General features: G+C 51.3%; 18 protein-coding genes and 2 pseudogenes. 16 read left to right on the forward strand and 4 right to left on the reverse strand.

The features are described 5' to 3' along the window. The first annotated feature begins 209 nt into the window (after positions 1-209). The 4 genes from WDB70_RS00705 (at position 210) to WDB70_RS00720 (ending at position 8,054) form a co-directional block, all read left to right on the forward strand. Positions 210-4,070 carry a S8 family serine peptidase gene (locus tag WDB70_RS00705; RefSeq protein ID WP_406665632.1) on the forward strand — a complete coding sequence of 1,287 codons (3,861 nt, stop codon included), beginning with the start codon at positions 210-212 and terminating at the stop codon, positions 4,068-4,070. Positions 4,071-4,239: 169 nt separating this feature from the next. Continuing rightward, on the forward strand, positions 4,240-6,531 hold the full coding sequence (locus WDB70_RS00710) for a S8 family serine peptidase (protein ID WP_406665634.1): 2,292 nt from the start codon (positions 4,240-4,242) through the stop codon (positions 6,529-6,531). Between the two features lie 11 nt (positions 6,532-6,542). Then, positions 6,543-7,073, forward strand: a complete 531-nt coding sequence (locus tag WDB70_RS00715; RefSeq protein ID WP_406665636.1) for a hypothetical protein — start codon at positions 6,543-6,545, stop codon at positions 7,071-7,073. A 303-nt stretch (positions 7,074-7,376) separates the two neighbouring features. Next, entirely contained in the window at positions 7,377-8,054 is a 678-nt protein-coding gene (locus WDB70_RS00720; protein ID WP_406665638.1) for a hypothetical protein, read from the forward strand. Positions 8,055-8,361: 307 nt separating this feature from the next. Here WDB70_RS00720 and WDB70_RS00725 read toward each other — a convergent pair. After that, positions 8,362-8,520, reverse strand: a pseudogene (locus WDB70_RS00725) (transposase); the annotation flags it as partial. Here WDB70_RS00725 and WDB70_RS00730 point away from each other — a divergent pair. Further along, on the forward strand, positions 8,467-9,156 hold the full coding sequence (locus WDB70_RS00730) for a hypothetical protein (protein WP_406665640.1): 690 nt from the start codon (positions 8,467-8,469) through the stop codon (positions 9,154-9,156). The pseudogene WDB70_RS00725 and the gene WDB70_RS00730 overlap by 54 nt on opposite strands. 138 nt (positions 9,157-9,294) lie before the next feature. On the opposite strand, the pseudogene WDB70_RS00735 reads toward WDB70_RS00730, so the two are convergent. Further along, positions 9,295-9,462: pseudogene (locus WDB70_RS00735) on the reverse strand (IS5/IS1182 family transposase); the annotation flags it as partial. A 144-nt stretch (positions 9,463-9,606) separates the two neighbouring features. Here WDB70_RS00735 and WDB70_RS00740 point away from each other — a divergent pair. From WDB70_RS00740 to WDB70_RS00770, 7 genes are all read left to right on the forward strand, one after another. After that, positions 9,607-10,203 carry a hypothetical protein gene (locus tag WDB70_RS00740; protein WP_406665642.1) on the forward strand — a complete coding sequence of 199 codons (597 nt, stop codon included), beginning with the start codon at positions 9,607-9,609 and terminating at the stop codon, positions 10,201-10,203. Continuing rightward, complete coding sequence (locus tag WDB70_RS00745; RefSeq protein ID WP_406665644.1) at positions 10,200-10,664, forward strand: hypothetical protein; 465 nt, start codon at positions 10,200-10,202, stop codon at positions 10,662-10,664. Before WDB70_RS00740 ends, WDB70_RS00745 begins: the two co-directional genes overlap by 4 nt. Positions 10,665-10,859: 195 nt before the next feature. Continuing rightward, the gene (locus WDB70_RS00750; RefSeq protein WP_406665646.1) at positions 10,860-11,597 is read left to right on the forward strand and encodes a hypothetical protein; all 738 of its coding nucleotides are present in this window, start codon (positions 10,860-10,862) and stop codon (positions 11,595-11,597) included. A gap of 16 nt (positions 11,598-11,613) precedes the next feature. After that, complete coding sequence (locus tag WDB70_RS00755; RefSeq protein ID WP_406665648.1) at positions 11,614-12,153, forward strand: hypothetical protein; 540 nt, start codon at positions 11,614-11,616, stop codon at positions 12,151-12,153. 384 nt (positions 12,154-12,537) lie between these two features. Then, positions 12,538-14,340, forward strand: coding sequence for an RHS repeat domain-containing protein (locus WDB70_RS00760; RefSeq protein ID WP_406665650.1), 1,803 nt, complete (start codon positions 12,538-12,540; stop codon positions 14,338-14,340). Next, a complete protein-coding gene (locus WDB70_RS00765; protein ID WP_406665652.1) occupies positions 14,310-14,765 on the forward strand; it encodes a hypothetical protein in 456 nt (151 codons plus the stop codon). Before WDB70_RS00760 ends, WDB70_RS00765 begins: the two co-directional genes overlap by 31 nt. A gap of 1,106 nt (positions 14,766-15,871) precedes the next feature. Further along, positions 15,872-16,333, forward strand: a complete 462-nt coding sequence (locus WDB70_RS00770; RefSeq protein WP_406665654.1) for an HIT family protein — start codon at positions 15,872-15,874, stop codon at positions 16,331-16,333. Positions 16,334-16,380: 47 nt separating this feature from the next. Here the strand turns inward: WDB70_RS00770 and hslO are convergent, their stop codons facing one another. Together hslO and hslR are read right to left on the reverse strand one after the other, a co-directional pair. Further along, on the reverse strand, positions 16,381-17,241 hold the full coding sequence (hslO, locus tag WDB70_RS00775; protein ID WP_406665656.1) for an Hsp33 family molecular chaperone HslO: 861 nt from the start codon (positions 17,239-17,241) through the stop codon (positions 16,381-16,383). A gap of 3 nt (positions 17,242-17,244) precedes the next feature. Next, positions 17,245-17,643 carry a ribosome-associated heat shock protein Hsp15 gene (hslR, locus tag WDB70_RS00780; protein ID WP_406665658.1) on the reverse strand — a complete coding sequence of 133 codons (399 nt, stop codon included), beginning with the start codon at positions 17,641-17,643 and terminating at the stop codon, positions 17,245-17,247. A 229-nt stretch (positions 17,644-17,872) separates the two neighbouring features. On the opposite strand from hslR, the gene gspC reads away from it, so the two are divergent. From gspC to gspF, 4 genes are read left to right on the forward strand one after another with little or no spacing between them, the layout of a single operon-like run. Next, positions 17,873-18,763, forward strand: coding sequence for a type II secretion system protein GspC (gene gspC / locus WDB70_RS00785; RefSeq protein WP_406665660.1), 891 nt, complete (start codon positions 17,873-17,875; stop codon positions 18,761-18,763). A gap of 29 nt (positions 18,764-18,792) precedes the next feature. Beyond that, positions 18,793-20,868, forward strand: coding sequence for a type II secretion system secretin GspD (gene gspD / locus WDB70_RS00790; RefSeq protein WP_406665662.1), 2,076 nt, complete (start codon positions 18,793-18,795; stop codon positions 20,866-20,868). Beyond that, positions 20,861-22,384: a type II secretion system ATPase GspE gene (gene gspE, locus WDB70_RS00795; RefSeq protein WP_406665664.1), complete on the forward strand. Its 1,524-nt coding sequence runs from the start codon at positions 20,861-20,863 to the stop codon at positions 22,382-22,384. The genes gspD and gspE overlap by 8 nt, the downstream gene beginning before the upstream one ends. Next, positions 22,384-23,604 carry a type II secretion system inner membrane protein GspF gene (gspF, locus tag WDB70_RS00800; RefSeq protein WP_406665666.1) on the forward strand — a complete coding sequence of 407 codons (1,221 nt, stop codon included), beginning with the start codon at positions 22,384-22,386 and terminating at the stop codon, positions 23,602-23,604. The genes gspE and gspF overlap by 1 nt, the downstream gene beginning before the upstream one ends. Positions 23,605-23,607 lie beyond the last annotated feature (3 nt).

Consider the following 23,607-nt stretch of genomic DNA (forward strand, 5'->3'; position numbering starts at 1 on the left):
AACGCCTGATAGTCACGAAAGTGAAAGACTTTCAGCTTGAGTTACAAAAAATTTGAAGCCGGTCTGATCTACTGCACGTTTTTCATTCAGGGCTGAACGTAAACACAAGATGCCGTTGTGCAAATGTATCAACAGTGTTAAATCGAGATGATGCCATGCTGACCTGCTAAAGGTGGCGCCTGACTCATTGCCAAGAAGGATGAAGTAACGTGAAGACCCAAGCGGCGTATACCCTGAGTGCCTTGATGCTAGCGATGACGCCGTTCCTTGCAATGGCCGCCTCAGCGCCGCAGTTGCCTGAGCAGCTGGCGCTCACCAGTGGCCACTATGTTAAAACGGCGGCGTCAGCGCCACACCTGCAAATAAAGAAAAAGCGCTTTGTGGTGCAGCTGGCGGCGCCGCCTATGGCAACCTACGGCCTGGGTACGGCACGGGCACTGAGTCGGGATAAAAGCGGCAAGCTACAGCTGCATTCGCTGGCTGCCACGCAATACCACAGCCAGTTGCAGCAGGCGCAGCAACAGGTGATGACGGCACTGCAAAGCCGCTTTCCAGGAGCCACTGTCGAGCAGCAATTCAGTATTGTTTTTAACGGGTTGCTGGTCGAGGGCGTCAATGACGCCAAAGCGCTGCGTCAGTTGCCTGGCGTAAAAGCGGTTTATCCGGAGCACTTTTTTTCCGTCAAGGTGGATGCCTCGCTTGATTTAATTAATGCCCCGGCTGTCTGGCAAGAGCTGGGCGGGCGCAGCAGTGCTGGTCAAGGGGTGAAAGTCGCTGTTGTCGATTCCGGTATTCGCCCTGAAAACCCGATGTTTGCTGACAGTGGTTTTAGTGCACCGGCCAACCTGCCAACTGACGATTACTGCCACACAACCGATGCCACCTTTTGTAACAACAAGCTGATCGTGGCTCGCTGGATGAACCCGGCCTTTACCGTAGATGCTAACGAACACCTCAGCCCGCTGGGGTATAACGGCCACGGCACGCACGTGGCGGGTATCGCGGTGGGCGACCCGGTAAATGTGACCTTCAACGGAGCCAACCTGGATCTCTCCGGGGTGGCACCTGGCGCCTATCTGATGGTGTACAAGGCATTATTTTACGATGGCACCTCTGCCACCGGCTCTGATGCCATGCTGCTGCAGGCGGTGGAAGACGCAGTCACGGATGGGGCTGATGTTATCAACAACAGTTGGGGCGGTGGCCCGGGCGGCGATCCGGCCACTAGCCCGTACAAAGCAGCATTTGAAGCGGCCGAAGCGGCCGGTGTGGTGGTGGTGTCGGCAGCCGGCAACGACGGCAACAGTGCCGGTACCATCGGTTGCCCGGGGTGTGTAGAGTCTGGCATTACCGTTGCCAACACACAGACCGGCAGGCTGTTCAGTAATACCGTGTCAGTGCCCGGTGTTGGCAATTTCATTGCCCAGGAAGGCACTGCTGATACGCAGCTCAGCAGTGATATCAGCGCCACTGTTGAGGCCGCAGAGCTGGTCGACAGCAACAATGCCGAAGGCTGTAGCCCGTTTGCTGCCGGTACTTTCACCAATAAAATCGCGTTGATTAAACGCGGTACCTGTACCTTCACAGATAAAGCCAAATACGCCCAGGATGCCGGTGCCAAGGCGATGATCGTCTACAACACCGACGACAGCTACCTGACCATGAGTATGACTGGCACCTTGCCGTCGGTACTGATTAACAACAGCGATGGCCGGACTCTGGTGCAGGCGTTGCAAAACAGTGCCTTGACCGCCACCATCGCCGGCCAACGTACCACCGCCATAGTTGACAGCCTGGTGGATGTGATGAATGCATCGTCCTCCCGTGGCCCGGACGGCGATGCCCATATCCTCAAGCCCGATCTTGCTGCCCCGGGAACAGATATCCTCTCGGCAGCGTCCCCAGAGCAGGATGGCAGTAGTTTTGCTCTTAAAACCGGCACTTCCATGGCCAGCCCGCATGTAGCTGGGGCGGCGGCATTGGTTAAAGCCAGCCACCCTAACTGGACACCGATACAAATCAAATCGGCCCTGACCTCAACAGCTAACCCCAGTGTCAAAGATGATGACGGCGTAACGCCGGCTACGCCCTTTGCCATGGGCGCCGGGCGGCTGGATGTGGCCAAAGCGGTGCAGGCTGGGCTGGCTTTTGACAAAGTGTCAGTGGCTGAACCGATATGTGTGGGGAACTGCGTAGCTGAGCGTCAGCTACGGTCTCTGGCAAACAGCAGTGTGACCTGGCAGGCTAAGGTGGCCTTTACTGACAGCGCCGTCAGTGGCAGTTTGTCGAGCAGTAGCATCAGCCTGGCTGCCGGGGCCGTGCAGCCACTGACCATTACCATCGACACATCACAGGCCAGCAAAGATCAGTGGTATTTCGGAGCCGTAACCTTCACCGACAGTAGCGGCAACTTGCCCACGGCCCGTATGCCCATCGCGGTGTATGCCGGTGCCAGCACCGACAGTTACCTGCTCAGCACTTCTGGTGGCACCCTGGCGTTGGGAGGCAGCCTGGCGGCCAGTACGGTAATGAATAATCTCACCAACCCGGACTCGCAAACGCTGACCCTGCAGCTACCCAGCGGCGCTGATTTTGCCAGCGCACCGGTGCTGAGCCTCAGTAACGCTACCCAAAGCAGTTACAGTTACGACAGTGCGCTGCGTAAAGTGACCTGGCAGGGGCAACTGGCCACCGCGACTCTGGCTTTAGCCAGCCGCGCAGCCCTGCCGGCAGGTTCCATTGCCGGCCTCAGTAATACGGTTACCTTGAGCTGTAGCGCCGAGTGTGATGATGATGACCTGCTGCTGGATGTCAGTGGTTTTGGCCTGAGCTTTGCTGGCCGTGACTACACCCAGCTGCATGTGTCTTCGAACGGCTATTTGCTGTTGGGTGATGGTAACGCCACCTCTCCCAACAATGTGGCACTGCCCAGCAGTAGTCTCTCTAATGCCATTATTGCCCCGTTCTGGACGGATCTTGACCTGGCTGGCGGCGCCGGTGGTGGTAGCGTGATGTATAACGCTTTGACTGCCGGTGGTAACGACTACCTGGTGATCGAATGGCATAACGCCCAGCTCTATGGTGATACCAGTGGCAAGCAGTACAGCTTCCAGGTGTGGTTGCAGCTCAACAGCGGTAATGTCTACTTCAACTACCTGGCACTGGATACCCTGCCCAGTAGCGTTACTGTCGGCGTTCAGGGTGTCAATGGTGTGTTGGGCCAGAGCTTGTACTACAACGGCCAGGGTAGTGCGCCGGCAGCCGGTGACGCCTTGGCAGCAGCCTATCAGGCCGGTGGCCAGGTAAAACTGGACTACAACCTGGTAGCCAAAGTACTGACCCCGGCAACAACAGCGCTCAGCCTGAATGAAGACACCACGGTTCGCACGGATCTGACACAGCTCCTGCCCGGCAGTAACGAAGCTGTAGAGGCCAAGATCAGCTCCATCGGCCATGACGATATTACAGCCGAAGGCCTGTTAAAGCTGGGCGTAGACGGTGGCATTGTGGCGAGCAGCCTGACTGTGACCACGGCGCCGGCGCACGGCCAGTTGAGCATCGACAGTACCGGCGTGGCAACCTACAGCCCGGATGCCAATTTCAATGGCACCGACAGTGCCGCCTATAGCGCTACCGACCAGGCCGGTAATGTGCTGCCAGGTAACACCCTGAACTTCACCGTGGCACCGGTCAATGACCCACCGGTAGCGGCCATCAGCGGCCCGGCCAGCGTACAAAGCGGTACGCTGGTAACACTGTCGGGAGCAGGCTCGTCGGATGTCGACGGTGACAGTCTTAGCTACCAATGGCGCCAGCTATCCGGGCCGGTTGTTACCCTCAACAGCAGTGCTGACAGTGTCAGTTTTACGGCCCCAAGCCAGGCTGGCACTGTGGTGCTCGAGCTTAAAGTCAATGATGGCACTGTTAATTCGGCACCGGTCAGCCACAGTGTCACCGTGGCTACCAGCAGTACTACTACCAGCGCTAGCAGCAGCGGTGGTGGCGGAGGCAGCCTGGGTTGGGGGCTTTTGCTACTACCGTTAGTTGCCCGTTGGCGGCGCAGAACATGATTAAAAAACCCGGCTTTGCCGGGTTTTTTAATAGCCCCGTCACATTCAGAAACAGTTTATCCTGGCGCCCCCTTGCAAGTGGCTGGCAGGGGTGTGGTATAACGCCATTCTCCCTCTCGTCCTTGCCAGCTTGTTGTAAAAAAAATAAAGAAGCACAAGGAGTTGTACTGTGACGAGACGTTATCCTGTTTCCGCCCTGTCGCTGGCAGTGGCATTGTCGCTGGCCGGTTGTGGTGGCGGCAATGATAGTAATGCTGTTCCGACTATTCAGAACGCGCAGTTCAGTGATCTGCGCCAGATGGTGACCTTTACCGGTGCACTGTCGGTCAAAGATGACAGCGATCTGAGTAAACTTAAATACAGCGTCAGTGAGAACGGCCAACCCGTGACCGCGCACAATGGCGTATTCATGTTGGCCCATGGTGAGCTGCGTATCGATGCCAAAACGGCAACGGTGCACTATTTGCCTTACGACACCACCGACACCACGGTTAAAGTCAGTGTCAGTGATGGTGAAAAATCCAGTAGCGGCAACATTACTTTCAGTAACATCGCCGGCGATCCGCTGTTCGCCCAGCAATGGCATCTGCGCAACACTGGCCAAAAAGCCTATTCACAAAATCCGGCGGGTGTTGAAGCGCTTATTCAATACTACGAAGGTCTCGGTTATACCGAAGACTTCCTGCGCAGCATTTTCTTCATTGACGAGACAGTACTGGTACCGGGTGAAGACCTGCACCTGACCAACACCATTGCCAGTGGTATCACCGGTAAAGGCGTCAAGGTACTGGTAGCCGATTCCGGTATGGAGCTGGGCCATGAAGATCTGGCGCCCAACGTAATCCCTAATGCCTCGCTGAACTTTGCCTACATGGGCGTGGACGACGGCAATGGCAACACCACTTACCCGTCAACCCAGAACCCAATGGACCCCACCAGCCGTGCGCAAACGGGTGACCACGGTACCTCTGTGGCGGGTCTTATTGCTGCCAAAGGCTGGAATGGTAAAGGTGGCCGCGGGGTGGCCCCGGATGCCGGGCTGATGGCGCAGAACTTCATCACAGATCAAAACAACCTGTCTTATATGCTGTCCAACGGTATTCCCGGTTCTATGGGCAGCAGCGCCGACATCATCAACAAGAGCTACGGCGCCGACGTCTTCTATCAGGACGTGTATTTTGACAGTACCGACCAGGCTGTGCAGGCCTATGGCCCCACCTATGGCCGTGATGGCAAAGGTATTGTCATGGTCAAAGCGGCAGGTAACGGCTTTAACAGTGACTTGTCTGCCTATTCGCCCTGCCGTGCGCTTGGCACCAACGCAGCCGGCCTGACCTGCCAAAACACCAATATTGAAGGGGTGAACGCGTATCCCTACAACACTATCGTCGCGGCGGTAGACAGTAACGGTAAGCACACCAGCTATTCCAGCGCCGGCTCCAACGTCTTTATCTCGGCACCGGCCGGTGAATATGGCGATCTGGAACCTGCTATGGTCACCACTGACCAGTCCACCTGCTTACAGGGCTATTCATCCTTCCCGGAAATGCAGTCGCAGTCAGCGGGGGGCTACCCTTACGCACAGCTGTTCCCGTTCAATGCGCCGGGTAACCCGGATAACCCCAACTGTAACTACACTGCCAACTTCAACGGTACCTCGTCGGCCACGCCGAATACCGCTGGTTCCGTGGCGCTGCTGCTCAGTGCCAACCCCAACCTGACTTGGCGTGATGTGCGTTACATTCTGGCCAGCACCGCCGATGAAGTTGACCCTAACGCGGCTCCTGCTGTGATCCAGGTTAACGGCGACAACTATGTCGCCCGTGACGGCTGGATCACCAATGCCGCAGGCTTCCATTTCAACAACCTGTACGGTTTTGGCCGGGTTGACGTAGACAAAGCGGTGGCCATGGCTACAAATGGCTACAAAAACCTGCCGCCAATGGTGGAAACTGACTGGCAGGATGCCGATGTGGCCAGCCCCATCGATATTCCTGACAACAGCATTACCGGTGCAGAGTCCACCTTCGAAGTGACCGATGACATGATCCTGGAAACCACCCAGATCCACGTCACCATCACTAACGACAACATGGTTACCTTCAACCCCAGTGGCAGTAGCTTTGAAGGCTCAACCATCGGCCCGGATACTGCGATTGAGCTTATCTCACCGTCCGGTACCCGTTCGGTGCTGCTGAACCCGCGCTCGGGTATGACCATCTCTTACGATGCGGTCATGGGTAACAGCCCTGAGAAGTACTTCACCAAAGATATGGTGCTGGCCACCAACGCTTTCTACGGTGAAAACGCCAAAGGCACCTGGACTATCAAAGTGCTGGATACCAACGGCAGCGATGTTTACTTCAGTAACAGTAGCTTTGCCTCCGGCGTACTGCGCAATAACACCACCGACAGCCAGCTGGCCGGTTGGGGCCTGCGCTTCTTTGGTCATCAGCAGTAAGGAGATAAACGATGACAGCTTCAAAACTTATGATCGCGCTGGTCGCCCTGGCTTCTACCTGCGCCATGGCGGCGCCATCAGTACCGCCGGTTCGGCCGAACATGGAAAAGCACTTCCAGCAAATTCACCCCGGCAAAGCCGACTTTGGGGTTTATCGCCAGGTGAAAACGTTGCGCCTGCAAACCAGCGCCGACAAAGCCAATGGCAACATGGCTGTAGCGGAAGTGGCAGGCATGCCCATCGTCAAAGCTGAACCCAGCAAGATCCTGACTCGTGGTTCTGTGGTACAGAACCTGTTAACGGGGCAGAACGGGGTAGTGACTGGCCGTCTGACTGTACTGGCTAATCAGGGAGTAGATGTTACCTCACTGGCCAATCAATACGGCCTGAAGGTACGGATTGATGCTGCCAAGGGGGGCCTGTTTATTCTGGACGCACCCGCCAGCACCGATCTGATGGCATTAAAATCACAGCTCGCTGCCAGCTCCGGCGTAAAACAGGTGAAAATCGACGTCACCGACAACCGCAACGTGCTGTATTAAGCGCGAGTGCAGTATTAAAAACCCGGCTTCGGCCGGGTTTTTGTGTTTCAGCTCACAAAGCCGAACGTCGCGGTTTTTTCTGTAACATAATTGGCTTAGCTTAACGACACTAAGCCATGAAGGGCTGCACCATTGCAGGAAGCTACGGGGTATTGGATAACGTTATTCCAAGGGCGGTAGCGTACCTGAACTAGAACTCCTTCTCTTTATACTGCTTGTGAAATAACTCATAACTGTTTATATGAGCTTGTTTTAAAATTCGATGTTAATCTTTTTCGTTAATTAAAGAAATAAAATATAACGATGGCTAAATCTCTTGTGCTATTTGTTTTTGTTACTTTAGTATCTTTTTCCGCCAATGCGGTTGGATGGCGATTCTATAGTGTATTTCATACGGCAGAAGGAAGAGTTGTTCTAGGTATTCTTTTTTCTATTCCGCTTTCTGGTAGTGAAATTTATTTTAAAATAAAAAAAAGTTCACTGTGTAAAGATTACAAAAAAAATGATTATATTTCTTTCCCTAGTTTTGTTAAAGATATAAATTTCACTGACAGGACATACTATTTTGATGTATTTCCTGATATGTTTTGCAAAAAAATATCTAATCTTGAATACATAGATTATATTTTTACATATAAAGATCATAGTGGAAAAAAAATAACTATAGGTCCTCGTCGTAATTCATACCAATTACTCTCTAGTGGTTTGAGTGATCCTGAAAAAGATCCATTAGATATTTTTTACGAAAAACACAGTTACCAAATATGGTTAAGAAATTATGACCTTAAGAAAGATGAATCAATATATGAAATCAATGTTTTAAATGAGTCTAAAAATAGAACTTTCAGATACATGTTAAAAAAACAAAGGAGTGCTCTTATAAATATTAAAAAAGATCCTGGTGATATTAGGATAGAAATAAAGAAAGGCTCAATTCTCATATACAGTGATTTAGTTAATGGTAATGGAATTGTTGAATGAAAAGTATGTTGGCTTTATTACTAGTATTTTCCTCTGTCCATGCCGGTACTTAAATCGGTAAAGTGACCAGTATTATCGTACGTCAACATGATGGGCTGCATTACTTCTATATGTCAGGAACCGAAAAAACCGGCCTGCATACGAATTTTAGAAAAAACGCCATCATGTGGGGAGCAAATGGATATCAAGTATATACATCGTTTGGGTTTGGGTTTGGGTTTGGGGTTGGCGTAAAAGCGGCGTTGTTGATCAAATCAGAGCTTGGACAGCCTGCCCCTAAAGGGTTTGCTGCCCTTAGTTGCCCGGCTTTCAGCGCAGCAACGGCCTCATTCCTTGGGTGACCTTGCTTCCAGAGCCCCGCTGTCTTGCGAGGCGGGATGCTGGCTTTGGCGCCTTTCCTTTGCAGTAGCCGGTGGCAGGCTTTGCTGTCATAAGCCCCGTCGGCGCTGACTTGGTCGATACGTCGGGGGATCAGATCACGGCAAGACAGAATGGTTCAACGCATTTGGGAAACAACGCCGATATAGGGAGCACTATTAATAAAATGAAATTTTTGAGTAGGTTCATTGCTTATTTGTCTATCATGATGATTCCATCGTGTTATGCGGTCGAACGTCTTTACACTGATTCATACTCAGCTACCGGGGGAATTTTTCTAGGCGATAAATGGATCCTTTTATATTCTCTACCGGATGATGAATACAGCGCAGAAAAGCTGTCTCTTCTAAATGGTCTTTTCACGTCAAGTAAAATAAAGTTAGAAAAGAAAAGAGATAGTTATTGGGATGCCATGGATAGAATAAATAAAAACTATCATATTGCTCTGGAAAAAATAAATAATGAACGTGGGAGCAGTGATATTGAATATGAACATGGAGGGATAGGGAGTGGGCGCTGGCATGTTACTGTCTCTATGATAGAACCAGGAAATTTGGTTTCCAAATTCTACATGAGGGAGAAGTTAATGCTGAAAGTCGAGCGTTCATTGATAATGAGTGTTAGAGATACTGTGAATGGGAAAAGTGACTTTCTGCTAGTTGAATCTGTATCCTGTGGTGCCGTCTCTTGTTCAACTGATCTTTATAGCTTTAAAGAAAATTGAACAGGACACCCATCTTCGGTTTATCGAAATTTCAGTGAATTAGCAAGGGTTAGGGTGTTAAAGGAAGTTTAACGCTGCTAACAGCGTTGTTGATCAAATTAGAGCGTGGAAAGCCTGCCCCTAAAGGGTTTGCTGCCCTTAGTTGGCCTGGCGAACAGGCATGTCTAGGCCCAGCATTGTGTTCATTACTTTCACCCCGGCCAAAGCCTCTGCCACTTGGCCGTTGTAGTCGCGCAGACTCAGCTTCGGGCTGATGAGCTGCTTGTCTCGCGACATGGCCGTTTCCACTTTTGAGCGTTGGTGATAGCGGCTTTATCCATCCAGAAGGTCAGCGAACCTCGGCTGACCAGGGCCCGGTTGTAGACTGCCTAATTGGTGATATCGTGCTTGGCCTTGTCCATCTGCGGTTCTCCTTCGATAAGTCGGGTGATCGGATCATGGCAAGACAGAATGGTTCAACGCATTTGGGAAACAACGCCAGTTGTAACTGCTGCATTTACGAGTGCATTACGACAGGATTGGAGTTCTGAAATGAAGAATAGCCATGCGGGTTCAGTGTCTAGAGAAGATAGGAAAGAGCAAATTGATGCGAGCTTGAAAACAACTAATGAAAAAATCGCATTAGCAAACAAGAGAGGCTTTGACTCAATGGATGATGCTGCAAAATTTCTGAATGACATATCTGGTGTCGTGTATGGTAGTGATGGAAAACCCATTGACGTAGAAGTTAGTGAAAGGATTTTCTATGGGAACGATAGATACTTGATTGGAAATGTAGTCACTAACTATCAAAGTGGCTATGTAGATGTTGCCGATTCAAGGATGGCTTACTTTAAGAACGTAGTGGCTGAGTGGCATACACATGGCTCAGATCCTATTTACTATACCTTTTCAGAAAATGATTTGTTCGATGTTAAGAGTAAACTCCAATACTTGTCTGCACCAACATTCTCGGCTAAATTTAAGGGTGTTAGCCTTTTAAAGAACAATGGTTCATCAACATGTCTTTTGGCTGGTGATGCCTGGTATTATGGAGAATGTAAATGAAAGTAGTGTTGACCTTTATTTTCCTTTTTTTTTACGGGGGAGGGAGTGTTGTTCATGCCTCTCAGATGGATGAAGGGTGTCCTGTTCGAACTAATGTAAATATTGGTAACTCTAAATCTGTCTCTATGATCAACTTAATCACTAGTCCAGAAAAATATTATGGTCGAATGATAAATATTAAGGGATTGCTAGACATTGATGGACGGCTTCCTATTGTTTATTTCGACAAGCGTTCAGAAAAAAATATAATAACAAAAGAGGCTGTTTTCATTACTGATCCAAAGATAAATGCTGATCTTGAAATTTTAAATAAACTGGATGGTGAATTTGTTGTTGTTAATGGTATTTTTGAGAAACCTGATTATTCAAAATTTATCGGTGAATTTAAAAAGGTGCAACTTCTCTGTCTTAACTACCAAGCCCCAAAGAGGATGCCTCTTCTAGAACTTAAGAAGCAATGATTTCTTAAGTTAAATATATCTAATGAGGACATTCATCTTCTGGGTTTCCGGGTGAACAAGTTTTGCATTGGTAATGCGGGTTGGCATCCAATGAATGGAATATGTAAAGCTATGGGGTGTTAGCATGAGTAAATTCCGTATTTTTTTTGCTATCTTTTTCATCATATCTTCTTATGGGATTTGTGGCGAGGTGTAATGTCTGTCCTCCAAGGTGGGAAGTTCGGGAATGGCTTTGTTTCGGCCGGTGTTGTTGGCGCCTTTGGCGGCCAAGTTAAAGGTATTCAAAGTCGAGCTGGCTTCATTGCTGCGTCTGCTCTGTTATCAGGCACAGTATCTGAGTTGACTGGTGGTAAGTTTGCCAATGGAGCTGCCACTGGAGCGATGGTTGCCGCTATTCAATTGGCTGGTGGACAAAAAGCTAAGGCAAATAGTAGTGCTCGTAGAAGTGGTAACTTCCAAATTAACGAACATGCGTCGAGGGAAATGATTGCAGATCCTGATACTTACGGTGGTGCCTTGGCTAACGTGGCTGGATTGCTTGATGATGATGAACTCCGAGATATCCTAGGTGATAGTTACGGAAGTTTTAAGTCAGAGTTAGAGTCTGCATTCCGTGTGGGTTGGGATAGAGAAATACTCGCTAGCTCTATTAATGCCCCGGGCTTTATGGGTTCTTCTTTGATGGGATCGGGTGAACTCGCTGGCAGCGCTGTTAAATCTGTGATATCCCGTGCAACTGAGCCGTTTTCGAGATTTTCCTCACTACCCAAACATTACAGGCAAGCCTGTTTTGAGCTTGCCCTGGGTCTTTGTGGTTCTGGTGGTCCCGTTGATAGTATTTTGTCTCCACCTGCACCATACTCAATGTCTATTCCTAGACCTCAGCCTAGCCCGTATGCTTCTTCCGCAGAATGGATCATCCATTCAAGGTGATTCATTGATAAAATGGATGCATCAGGAGTGGAGTGAAAATATGTTTTTTCCTGAAGAAAACAAATGGAAAAATATTTTACTGCTTAGTGTTTTCTTTATCCTAGGTAATTTATTGGTCGAAAAAATATGGCCTGGATGTTTTGTTGCCATTGCAATATTACTATCCAGAGTTCTCGCCAAGAAACCAGAACAGAAAGCTACTTTTTTTTCCCGAAAAGAGCTAGTCGAATACAATAGTAATTATTATTCCGCCTTCTATAGAATGCTTCTTTCCGGTAATTATGTATATGTGGCTTTTAGCCATGGTCACCTAATAACCTTGGATCTTGCTTTTTTTATCTTGTGGCTTGTGGGGTATACACTGTACTGGTTTGCAGTTTTCTTTATTCCTCATAATGGTGAGCTTTCTCCTCGTTTAATCTTCATTTCAAATATAGCTGCAATTGTATGCATTGCAGCTGTGCTATCTACTTTTATTTGGATCTTTTCGTCAGTTAAAGGTTTTTCTTTTATTAGTCCAATCATAAAGAACGCATTTGAATTTTTAAGCCCCTAGATATGGGCTAAAGATATTGAAGATGACATCATTTTCAGTTTTTAAAATGAAGAAGATTAGTGTGGTTACCTGCCAATTGGATGTTCAGGCTTGGCTATTCGTGTGTGTGGAGGAGGGCAGCGCCGTTAGCTGACGGTACTGCACAGAATGGACCGCTGTGCTGATTTATCTTGCGCAGTTGTACTTGGATTAGTCAGGTTTTCTGAAATAATTCAGGTTATTTCTGGTAGGTAAGGTTATGCTCTTTGAACTTGTCTGTAATGCTTGTTTTTATTGGGCTAAGCATTAAAAAACCGGCCTGCATGCGCATATGAGAAGCAACGCCATGACAGCCTCAACCGGTTAACCAAGGTCAGCACTACAGAGCAAGGTGCCAGTGGCAACTTGCCAAATACCAGTGAAAGCTACAGTTACGACGGTGCCGGTAACTTCCTCGCCAAAGGCAGTATCAGCGACTACGCCTACGACAGCACGAACCCCTATCGGATGACGCATGCCAACGGCCGTAACTACCAATACGACAACAATGGCAATGTCACCACCGATGGCGTGCGCAGCTTTGCCTACAACGCTGCAGACCGCGTAACCCAAATTACCAAAGGCAGTAGCGTCACACACTTCCGCTATGGCCCCGGGCAGGTACGTTTCCAGCGGGTCGACAACCGGGTTGTCGACGGTAAAAATGTGGAAGTAACCACCCTGAGCCTCGGTAATATGGAGCGGGTTACTGAAAAAGAAAACGGCACGGTAAAAGAAGATAAAGAGCGCTATAACCTGGGTGACGCCATTGTCACCCACCACTTCACTACCAATGGTAGCGCCAGCAGTAATACAGACCGCCACTACCTGCACAAAGACTACCAAGGCTCTGTTATTGCTATCAGTGATGCCGCCGGCACCATTACCGAGCAACGCCTGTATGACCCTTGGGGCAAAGTTGCCCTCAGCTTGGCCAGCGGTGATGTAAATAACCCTCTGCTGTGGTTTACGCAAGTGGTTACCAACCGCGGCTATACCGGCCATGAAGAAATACCGGATATGGATCTCATTCATATGAATGGCCGCATTTACGACAGCACTCTGGGTCGCTTTATGCAGGCGGATCCCTTCGTCCAGGCGCCCGGCAACCTGCAAAACTACAACCGCTATAGCTATGTCATGAATAACCCCATGACGCTGACGGATCCCAGTGGGTTCTTTTTCAAAGGAATTTTGCGCAAGATTGCAAAAAATAAGTTTCTGAACTTGGTCATCCAGGCCGTGCTTTATGTTTACGCGCCATATGTTCTGCCTTATTACAATGCTGCTGTTGCATATGGGGCTACCGGTAGCCTGAGAACAGCCGTCATCGTTGGTGTTACTACCTATGTGGCAAATAACATCCCTGCGATGGGGCCAACTAGTAGATTTGTTGTTTCCGGGATGATTGGTGGAATTGCATCTGTAATGACAGGAGGGAAGTTTGGGAATGGATTTATAAGCGCCGGAGCTGGAACGTTAGCTGGTGGTGGATCTCTTGGTTATAGAATATTTGCATCGGCTGTGATCGGGAGAACAGTTTCACTTCTGACTGGAGGGAAGTTTGCGAATGGAGCAATGACCTCTGCTTATGTTGTTATTATTAATGCAGTAGTAAGTAACACCCTTGCTCCTACAAACATGAAAGCAGCCGATGAGGCCGATGGGGCTAACTCAAAAGGTCTTCCAGACGACGTTAAAGAAAAAATAGATTCGTTAATTAAAGCAAAAGACATCAAAGGTGCTGTTAAAGTAGCAACAGAGTATCTTGGTTTGGATATAAAGGACGCCTACGATATTGTGGTGAAGAGGGGGGGACAGTATTATGCAATGACTGATTCCCTTGGTGAAGTAACTATTGGTGCATTTGCTATTAAGTCTCCTGAGGCGTTTGTTTCAACTGTTGGCCATGAATGGGTTCATCTTAGACAAAAAATGATGGGATATCAGGATGTAAATAGTGGAACCCAACAACATTTCATGGATGAAGTGGAAGCATATAAATGGGAAATTGATAATGTTGGTAGAACTGGCTTTACATCAGGCTTAAGAGAAATGCAGAGATATTATGATGAGTACTCAAGTTATCTGAATGATGATAATCATTACAGAATCCTTTTTACTGGGAAATATGATCAATGCACACCAAAAATGCAAAGTTGCTACTAGCACTACTCTTTTTTAGTGGCTGTGCCTACAGCAATGCTGATGTGAAGGTTTTGCTCACCCAGGTAGACGGCGAGCATTTAAGTGTTACTGTGCAGAATGTAACTGACAGTGATTATGACTTTGAATATAATTTCTGTCGCTCATCAGTAGGGAGTCTATCTTTTGAATTAAAAGATAGTGATGGCAATGTGCAGCCTGTTCGCGCTTTCTTGAACGATGGCTGCGCTCTTGATGAAAAATTTAAAATTAGAGCGTATGGTGCTATCAGTCGTGAATTTAATATTGATGACATTGTTGCTTTGTATGAAAACCCGAAAGGGGTGATCTCGTTTAAAGCACTATTTTGTGGCCATACTAGATATGGTAAAAAAACAGACTGCATTTCTAGCAATACCATTGATGTCGATGTAAGTAATGAAAAATAGTATTGGGTAACTTGATTGGATTAAATAGGACACCCATCTTTAGTTTCTAGTAATTTCACTGGCTTAGTGCTGGTTGGAGTATTAAAGGACGTTTAGCCTGCTAACAGCGAGCCGTGCAGCCTTAACCAGTAGAACTGCTCAGACTTGGCCAGCAGGGTGTGTGAGGGAGGGCAGCGCCGTCAGCTGGCGGTGCTGCAAAGAATGGACGGCTGTGCTTATTTTTATTGGGCTAAGCATTAAACAAACCGGCCTGCATGCGAATTTTAGAAAAAACGCCATCATGTGAGGAGAAAATGGATATCAAGTATATACATCGTTTGGGTTTGGGTTTGGGTTTGGGTTTGGGTTTGGGTTTGGGTTTGGCGTAAAAGCCAATGTTGCAGATTTCGGATATTCTACAGACTCTTATAGGTGATGTTATGAAGGCTTTAATTATTATATTGTTTTTTTTAGGGTTGCTAGGCAGTGCCTTCTCTTCTCTTATATATCTAAATATGTTGAGGAAACTAATTGCTCACTTAAAAGAAGCGCATGAAGAGCACTGGAGAGCATTGGGCTGTCCAAGTGTAGGGGTTGATTCCAGTGCATCATCATCGTTTAATTTAAGTTTATTCTTATTTAACAGGGGGAAGTTTGTTTATTGTGATGGAGCTTGTAGAAAAACAATAGATAAAGTAAAGTCAAGCTTCGTCATTTCTATGGTGTGTTTTTTATTGTTTTTTGTTTCAATGATATGCTCTTGGTACGTCTAAATAATTTTTCCTAATTGTGAACCACCATATGCCGCTACAGCCTGCGAAAACCGGCGTTGTTGATCAAATCAGAGCTTGGACAGCCTGCCCTTAGTTGACCTGGCGAACAGGCATGCCGAGGCCCAGCGTTTTTCTTCATCACCTTCACCCCAGCCAGGGCTTCAGCAAGCTGGCTATTTCCGCGTTTGACCGTTGGTGATAGAGGATTTTCCCACGATTGCTCAAAGTGCGGCTGTATTTGCCCAGTAGCTGATTGAATGCTCGACTTGGCCCATGATTCTCTACTTCAATACGTTGAGGATCGGATCATGGACTGGCAGAGTGGCTCACTGGATTTTAGGAAACAACGCCACTATGAACTGTATCTTTTGTGACATTGTGGCCGGCAAGATGCCGTGCCATAAAGTGTGGGAAGACGACCAGCATCTGGCGTTTTTATCCATTTTCCCCAACACCCGAGGCTTTACCGTGGTGATCCCCAAGGCTCATCACGGCAGCTATGCTTTTGCACAATCCGATGAGGTCTTAACGGGGCTGCTGCTGGCTACCAAAAAGGTGGCGTTACTGTTAGACCAAGCCTTCGATGACGTGGGCCGTACCGGTATGTTCTTCGAAGGTTATGGCGTTGACCACCTGCACAGTAAGCTGTTCCCGATGCATGGCACCGGCAATAACGCCGATTTTCAGCTGATTGAAAACCGGCAGGACTATTTTTTCGAGCGTTATGAAGGCTACCTGTCATCCCACGACTGCCAGCGAGCTGATGACGCCGAACTGGCTGCTACGGCGGCGATGATCCGCGAAGCAGGGCGTTGAGGGAATTTTACCGGTAGAAAAAAGGCGGCCATTGCTGGCCGCCTTTTTTATTGCTGGCTGTCCGGGCTGTCGGTAGCACCGTTGAACAGGCCGGCAACATCCACAGCGTCAAACGCGTATTGCTTACGGCAATATTCACAGTCCATGGCAATTTTGCCGCCTTCTTCGGCGAGCAAGGTGTCAACCTCGGCTTTCCCCATAGACAGTAGTGCGCCTTCACAGCGCTGGCGTGAGCAGGTACAGGCAAAACGCACCGGCTGTGGGTCGAACAGCCGTACTTGCTCCTGGTGGTAAAGGCGGTGCAATACCTCGGTCGCCTCCAGCTCCAGTAATTCTTCGGCCTTGATGGTGTCGGTCAGGGTGGTGAGGTGCTCAAAGTCGGCGTCTTCCTTGCCGGCGGGCATCACCTGCAACAACATGCCGGCGGCTTTATCATTGCCTTCTTGCAGCCATAGCCGGGTAGGGAGCTGCTCGGAGTTGGCAAAGTAGCCTTCCAGTACCTGGGCCAGGGTATCGCCCTCGAGGCCTACCACGCCCTGATAGCGTTCCCCTTCTTTGGGGGTGATGGTGATCACCAGGTGGCCCTTGCCCACCTGGGCGTGCAGGTTGCTCTCGGGTACGTCACCCTGATAGCGGGCAACGCCACGCAGCACCTGATCGTGGGTACCGTTGACCACCAGCAGTGTCACCGGGCCGCTGCCTTGTACTTGCACGGCAATTTCGCCTTCAAATTTCAAGGTGGCGGTAAGCAGGCTGGTGGCCACCATCAGTTCGCCCAGCAGGCGTTTAACGGGGGCCGGGTAGTGGTGGTTGGCAAGTACGTCGCTGAAGGTCTGGTCGAGCTGTACCAGCTCGCCCCTGACCTGGCCTTCTTCAAAGAGGAAGCGGTACAGCTGATCCTGGGCCATGGGTTACTCCTGGTGTTTGAAATCGCGTAGCTGCCGGCGCTGTTTTTTGTCCGGTTTGCTGTCGGGGTGCGGATTGTACAGGGCATTGAGCTTTCGTGCCTCGGCATTTTTGGCTCTTTTTTCGACACTCTGTGTTGTTTCTTCATATAAGGTTTGTGCTACCGCTGCCGGGCCGCGTTTATCGCTCAGTGCCTGCACTATTACCTCCCGCTCATCAAAGCCGGTGCGCAGCAATATGCGCGCCCCAACCTCAACCATTTTCGAGGGTTTGGAGCGCTGGCCATCGTAGTGCACTTTGCCGCCTTCAACTTGCGCCCGGGCAACGGCCCGGGTTTTATAAAAACGGGCGGCCCAAAGCCATTTATCAAGTCTTACCCTTGTATCAGTTTGCTGATCGCTCATCTTTTCATCACTCCTGCGGCTGGCAAGGCGTATTTGTGTGATGTTTGCCCCGTTTGGGCTATTGCAAGTTGGCGCCCAACTTGCGACCTTAAGTCATTGATGTGGGGCTGAAGATAAACAGTCACACTTTGATAACACCAAGCGGCGACAATTCTGGCACAATCGGTGCGTTTGATATTGTAAAGAGGTTACAGCCTCGCGCTAGGGAAAGGCGACAAAACGGGCTGTTATGACAATGACATCGACACATCTACTGACGCGCGCGGGTTCGCTCACCGGCCGCCTCCCTGAGAAAACAATACGGCGCCTGCTGACACTGGCTCTGGCCGCCGTAGCCATATGGCAACTGGCGGCACTCGTCTGGCAGTGGCTGACGCCATTACCGAAGCCCGTTCCCTGGGTGCCGACAGCGGCCAGCAGTGCTAATGCGCCAGTGAATTTGTCTGCGCTAAAAGCGCACCCGCTGTTTGGTACCGCCAACAGCAATAATGCACCGGCTGCTGCGGCCGTGGCCCTGGATGCCCCGCAAACGCGCCTGAACCTGCGCTTGACCGGGCTGGTGGCTGAGAATGAAAACGGCAGTGGCGTCGCCATTATTGAAAACCAGGGTAAACAGGCCGCTTATCGGGTCGGGGAAACCATTCAAGGCACCGGCGCGGTGGTGAAGCGGATTCTGCCGGACAGGCTGTTGCTGGAAAACCGTAACCAGACCGAAGCGCTGATGCTCGACGGCAAGCGCTACACGCCATTGGCTACGCCGCCACGCCCTGCTCGTAGCTCTGGTAAGGCTGATGTCAGCCTGGCGGCCAGCCGCTATGCCCAGCTCATTAAAACCGTACAAACCGACCCGGCGAAACTTAGCGATATGGTGCGTTTTACGCCGGTTCGCCGGGGCGGCAAGCTGCAAGGTTTTCAGGTTGCGCCTGGCAAAGATGCCGCTTTATTTTTGTCGCTGGGTCTTAAGGCCGGCGACCTTGTCACGGCCATTAATGGCCATGCCCTGAGCGACCCGGCCCAGGCGATGACCGTGATGAATCAACTGAGCCAGCTCCAGGAGCTGGAGCTGAGCCTGGTCAGGGGAGGCCAGGACCTCACCATTAACGTGAAGATTGCGCCATGACCGTAACCAACCAGAACAAAGGAAAAAAGATGGTTCGCCGAAACGGCTCGCGGCCGACGCTGGCTGCTGCATTGATGCTGGCCCTGCTGGCTGGCCCTGTTATTAGCCTGCCGGTTAGCGCCGAGCAAGGCACTTATTCCGCCCAGTTCAAAGATACTGATATTCATGAGTTTATTTCTACGGCGGCGGCGGTACTGAAAAAGACCATCATTGTCGACCCCTCTGTGCGCGGCAAAATTGATGTGCGCTCTTATCAGCAGATGACCGCCAAGGAGTACTACGGCTTCTTCCAGAATGTGCTGGATGTATACGGCTTTGCGGTGGTTGAAATGCCCAATGGCGTGCTGAAAGTCGTTAAGTCCAAGGATGCTAAAAACGGCGCCATTCCGGTGGTGTCGAAGAACTTCAAGGACAAAAGCGGCGACCAGATGATCACCCGGGTGATTCAGGTGCATAACGTGCCGGTGCGGGAGCTGTCACCGATCTTGCGCCAGCTGGTCGACAATGCCGGTGGTGGTAACGTCACCCATTACGATGACTCCAATGTGCTGTTGGTTACCGGCCGCAGCGCCGTGGTAGACCGCATTGACCAGATTGTGCGCCGGGCCGATAAAGCCGGTGATCAGGAAGTGCAGGTAGTGAAACTCAAGCATGCCTCCGCCAGCCAGGTGGTGGACATGATTGATAACCTCAACAGCAACAGTGGCCGCAACCAGAACCAGCGTAGCCCGCTGGCGGTGAAAGTGGTGGCGGATGCCCGTACTAACTCGGTGCTGATTTCCGGCGAAGAAAAAGCCCGGGCCCGTATTGCCAAAACTATCCATGAGCTGGATACCGACTCCGGTAACACCGGCAATACCCGGGTAATTTACCTGCAATACGCCAAGGCCAAAGACATGGTTGACGTGCTCAAGGGCGTGTCGAAATCCATGGAAGCTGATGACCCGAAAAATCAGGGTAAAGCGGCCACTGCCCGCCGTGGCGATGAGATCTCAATCGAAGCCCACGAAGACACCAACTCACTGGTGATTTCCGGCCAGCCGGACATGATTGACTCGCTGGTGAAGGTGGTCAACAAGCTGGACATCCGCCGCGCCCAGGTGCACGTGGAAGCGATGATTGTTGAAATCTATGACGGCGACGGCACCGATCTGGGTGTGCAGTGGGTGTCGAAAAAGTACGGTTTACAGCAGTTTTCTACCGGTAGTTTCCCCAGCCTGACCCGGGTTGGGGCCGCGGCGCTGGCGGCAGAAGGGCAAAAAGGCACCAGTACGACTATCGTTTCGCAAGATGGCTCCACCACCACCAGTTCAACTCCTGACACCAAGGGCGATTACACCTTGCTGGCGCAGATCCTGGGCAGTGCCAATGGCGCCATGTGGGGCGTTATTCGCAACGACTGGGGAGCTATCGTGCAAGCGGTCAGTACCGACACCAAGGCCAATATTCTGTCGACCCCGTCGGTTACTACCCTGGACAACAAAGAAGCCTCCTTTGTAGCCGGTGAAGATGTGCCATTGCTGACCGGCTCCACCCCCAGCTCCAATAACTCCAACCCTTTCCAGACCATTCAGCGGGAACAGCTGGGTGTGAAGCTGAATGTCACCCCGCAAATCAACAAGGGTGACTCGGTGCAGCTGGATATTGATCAGGAAGTGTCCAGCCGGGCCGGTAATACACCGGTTGATATCACCTTGAACAAGCGCAAAGTGAAGACCACGGTGATGGTCGATAACGGTGACACCATTGTGCTTGGTGGTCTGATTGACGAAGACGTGCAGCAGTCCAAGTCCAAGGTGCCGCTGCTGGGTGACATTCCGTTCTTGGGCAATCTGTTCAGCTCAACGTCGACCTCCAAACGCAAGCGCACCCTGATGGTGTTCATTCACCCCACCATTGTGCGGGATGCCCAGGGTATGCGTGATCTGAGCCGTGACAAATACAACCTGATCCGTAACGAGCAGGAAAAACGCCGTGAAGAAGGCATCAGCCTGATGCCGTTTATGGATCAGCCGTCCATGCCGGCCTGGGATGACAGCCTGGCCAAGCCACCGAGTCTGGTGAAGTACCTGCTGAAAAAACAACAGGCCAAGATGAATGACTGACCCGGTATTGACCCCGGACGGCACCCCAGAAGACGCCGCCGAGCTGAGCCCCGAACAGGAACTGGCCGCTGGCCGGTTACCCTTTGCTTTTGCCAAACGCCACGGCGTACTGCTGGCAGAGGAGCATTTTTACGTGCGCGAAGGGGCGGCGCCGGCAGCCTTGTTGGAGGCCTGGCGGGCACTGGGGCGCAGCATTGCCCCGACGCTGCTCAACAGCCACGACTTTGAAGAGCAACTGGTTGCCGCCTATCAGCGTGACTCCAGCGCTGCCCGGCAATTGATGGAAGACATCGGCGCTGACCTGGACTTAAACGCCCTGGCCGAAGAGCTGCCACAAACCGAAGATCTGCTGGACTCCGACGACGATGCGCCGGTGATCCGGCTGATTAATGCCCTGCTGTCTGAAGCCATCAAAGAAGGGGCCTCGGATATTCATATCGAAACCTTCGAACAGGCGCTGGTGGTACGTTTTCGCGTTGACGGGGTGCTCAAAGAAGTCCTCAAGCCCAGCCGTAAACTGGCCAACCTGCTGGTGTCGCGGATCAAGGTCATGTCGAAAATGGACATCGCCGAGAAGCGGGTGCCGCAGGATGGCCGTATCGGCCTGCGTATTGCTGGCCGCGCCGTTGATGTGCGGGTATCGACCATGCCCTCTAACCATGGTGAGCGGGTGGTACTGCGTTTGCTGGATAAAAATGCGGTGCGGCTGGATTTGGCCGATTTGGGTATGACGCCATCGGTGCGCGAACCCTTTGAGGCGCTCATTCGCAAGCCGCACGGTATCATTCTGGTCACCGGCCCTACCGGCTCTGGTAAATCCACCACCCTGTATGCCGGGCTGTCTGATATCAACGCCAAGGATCGCAATATTCTCACCGTTGAAGACCCCATTGAATTTGACCTCGAAGGCATTGGCCAGACGCAGGTAAACCCGAAAGTCGATATGACCTTTGCCCGTGGCCTGCGTGCGATTTTGCGTCAGGACCCGGATGTGGTGATGGTGGGGGAAATTCGTGACCTGGAAACCGCGCAAATTGCCGTGCAGGCGTCGCTGACCGGCCACCTGGTGCTGTCGACTCTGCACACCAATACCGCCGCCGGTGCCATTACCCGTTTAGAAGACATGGGCGTGGAGCCGTTTTTGATCTCCAGCTCACTGCTGGGGGTGTTGGCGCAGCGGCTGGTGCGGCGGCTGTGCCCGGCCTGCCGGGAGCCTTATCAGGCATCCAAGGCCGAACGGGAGCTGCTGGGTGTTGAAGACAAAAAACTCACCCTGTATCACCCGCGTGGTTGTGAACACTGCAATCAAACCGGTTATCGCGGCCGTACTGGCATCCATGAATTTATCGTCATTGATGAGAAGCTGCGCGAGCTTATTCACAACGGCAGAGGCGAGCAGGCGCTGGTCAAACAGGTGCGCAAAGTGGTGCCCAGCATTCGTGACGACGGTTTCAGTAAAGTGCTGGCGGGTGTCACTTCCCTTGAGGAAGTGCTGCGTGTGACCCGGGAGGACTGATGGCCGCCTTTGAATACGTGGCTCTGGATGGCCGCGGGAAACAAAAAAAAGGGCTGATTGAAGCAGACACCGCCCGCGGCGCCCGCGGGCTGCTGCGTGAACAGGGTCTGATGCCGGTCAGCCTGGAAGCCACAGTACAAAAAGAGCAGGCGCAGGGCCGCAGCAAAGGCTTTAGCTTTGCCCGCAAGGTGTCGGTGCCTGATCTGGCCTTGATCACCCGCCAGTTAGCCACACTGGTGCAATCGGCCTTGCCGCTGGAAGAGTGCCTCAAGGCGGTGGCTGAACAAACGGAAAAACCGCGCCTGAAACGGATCTTGCTGTCAGTGCGCTCTAAAGTCGTGGAAGGTTACACCCTGGCCGATTCCATGGCGGAATTTCCCCACGTTTTTGATGAACTGTTTTGCGCCATGGTCTCGGCCGGTGAAAAGTCCGGGCATCTGGATACAGTGCTGAACCGCCTGGCCGATTACACCGAACAGCGCCAGCAGGTGGGCCAGAAAATTCAGCAGGCGATGATCTACCCGATAGTGCTGACACTGGTGGCCATTGGCGTTGTTTACCTGCTGCTGACCACAGTGGTGCCGAAAGTGGTTGGCCAGTTTCAGCATATGAACGCCACGCTGCCAGCCAGTACCCGTTTTTTGATTGCGGCCGCCGACTTTTTGCAGCACTGGGGGCTGTTACTGCTGGCGGGGCTTATCATCGCCGGTGTGGTTTTTTCCCGGGCCATGCTGCGGCCGGGGTTTCGCACCCGGGTTCATGGCCTGATGATGCGACTACCAATGCTCGGCAAAGTGGTGCGGGGGGTGAATACCGCCCGTTTTGCCCGCACCCTGGCCATTTGCTCGGCCTCGGCGGTACCGCTGTTGGATGGCATGCGCATCAGTGGCGAAGTGCTTACTAACACCGTCATGCAAGACGCTATCAGTAATGCCACGGCCAAGGTGCGTGAGGGGGCCAGCCTGCGCCAGGCATTGACCCAGACCAAGCTGTTCCCGCCGATGATGTTGCACATGATCGCCTCCGGCGAGCAGTCAGGGGAGCTGACCACCATGCTGGAACGGGCGGCCGACAACCAGGATCGGGAATTTTCCAACCTGGTGACCGTGGCTCTGGGGATCCTCACGCCGGCGATGGTGGTGGGTATGGCCAGCATCGTTTTCTTTATCATTATTTCTATTCTTCAACCCATTTTGGAAATGAACAACATGGTGGCCTAACCA

The organism is Gallaecimonas aegicerasi (assembly GCF_045291545.1).
Classification (GTDB): Bacteria; Pseudomonadota; Gammaproteobacteria; order Enterobacterales; family Gallaecimonadaceae; genus Gallaecimonas.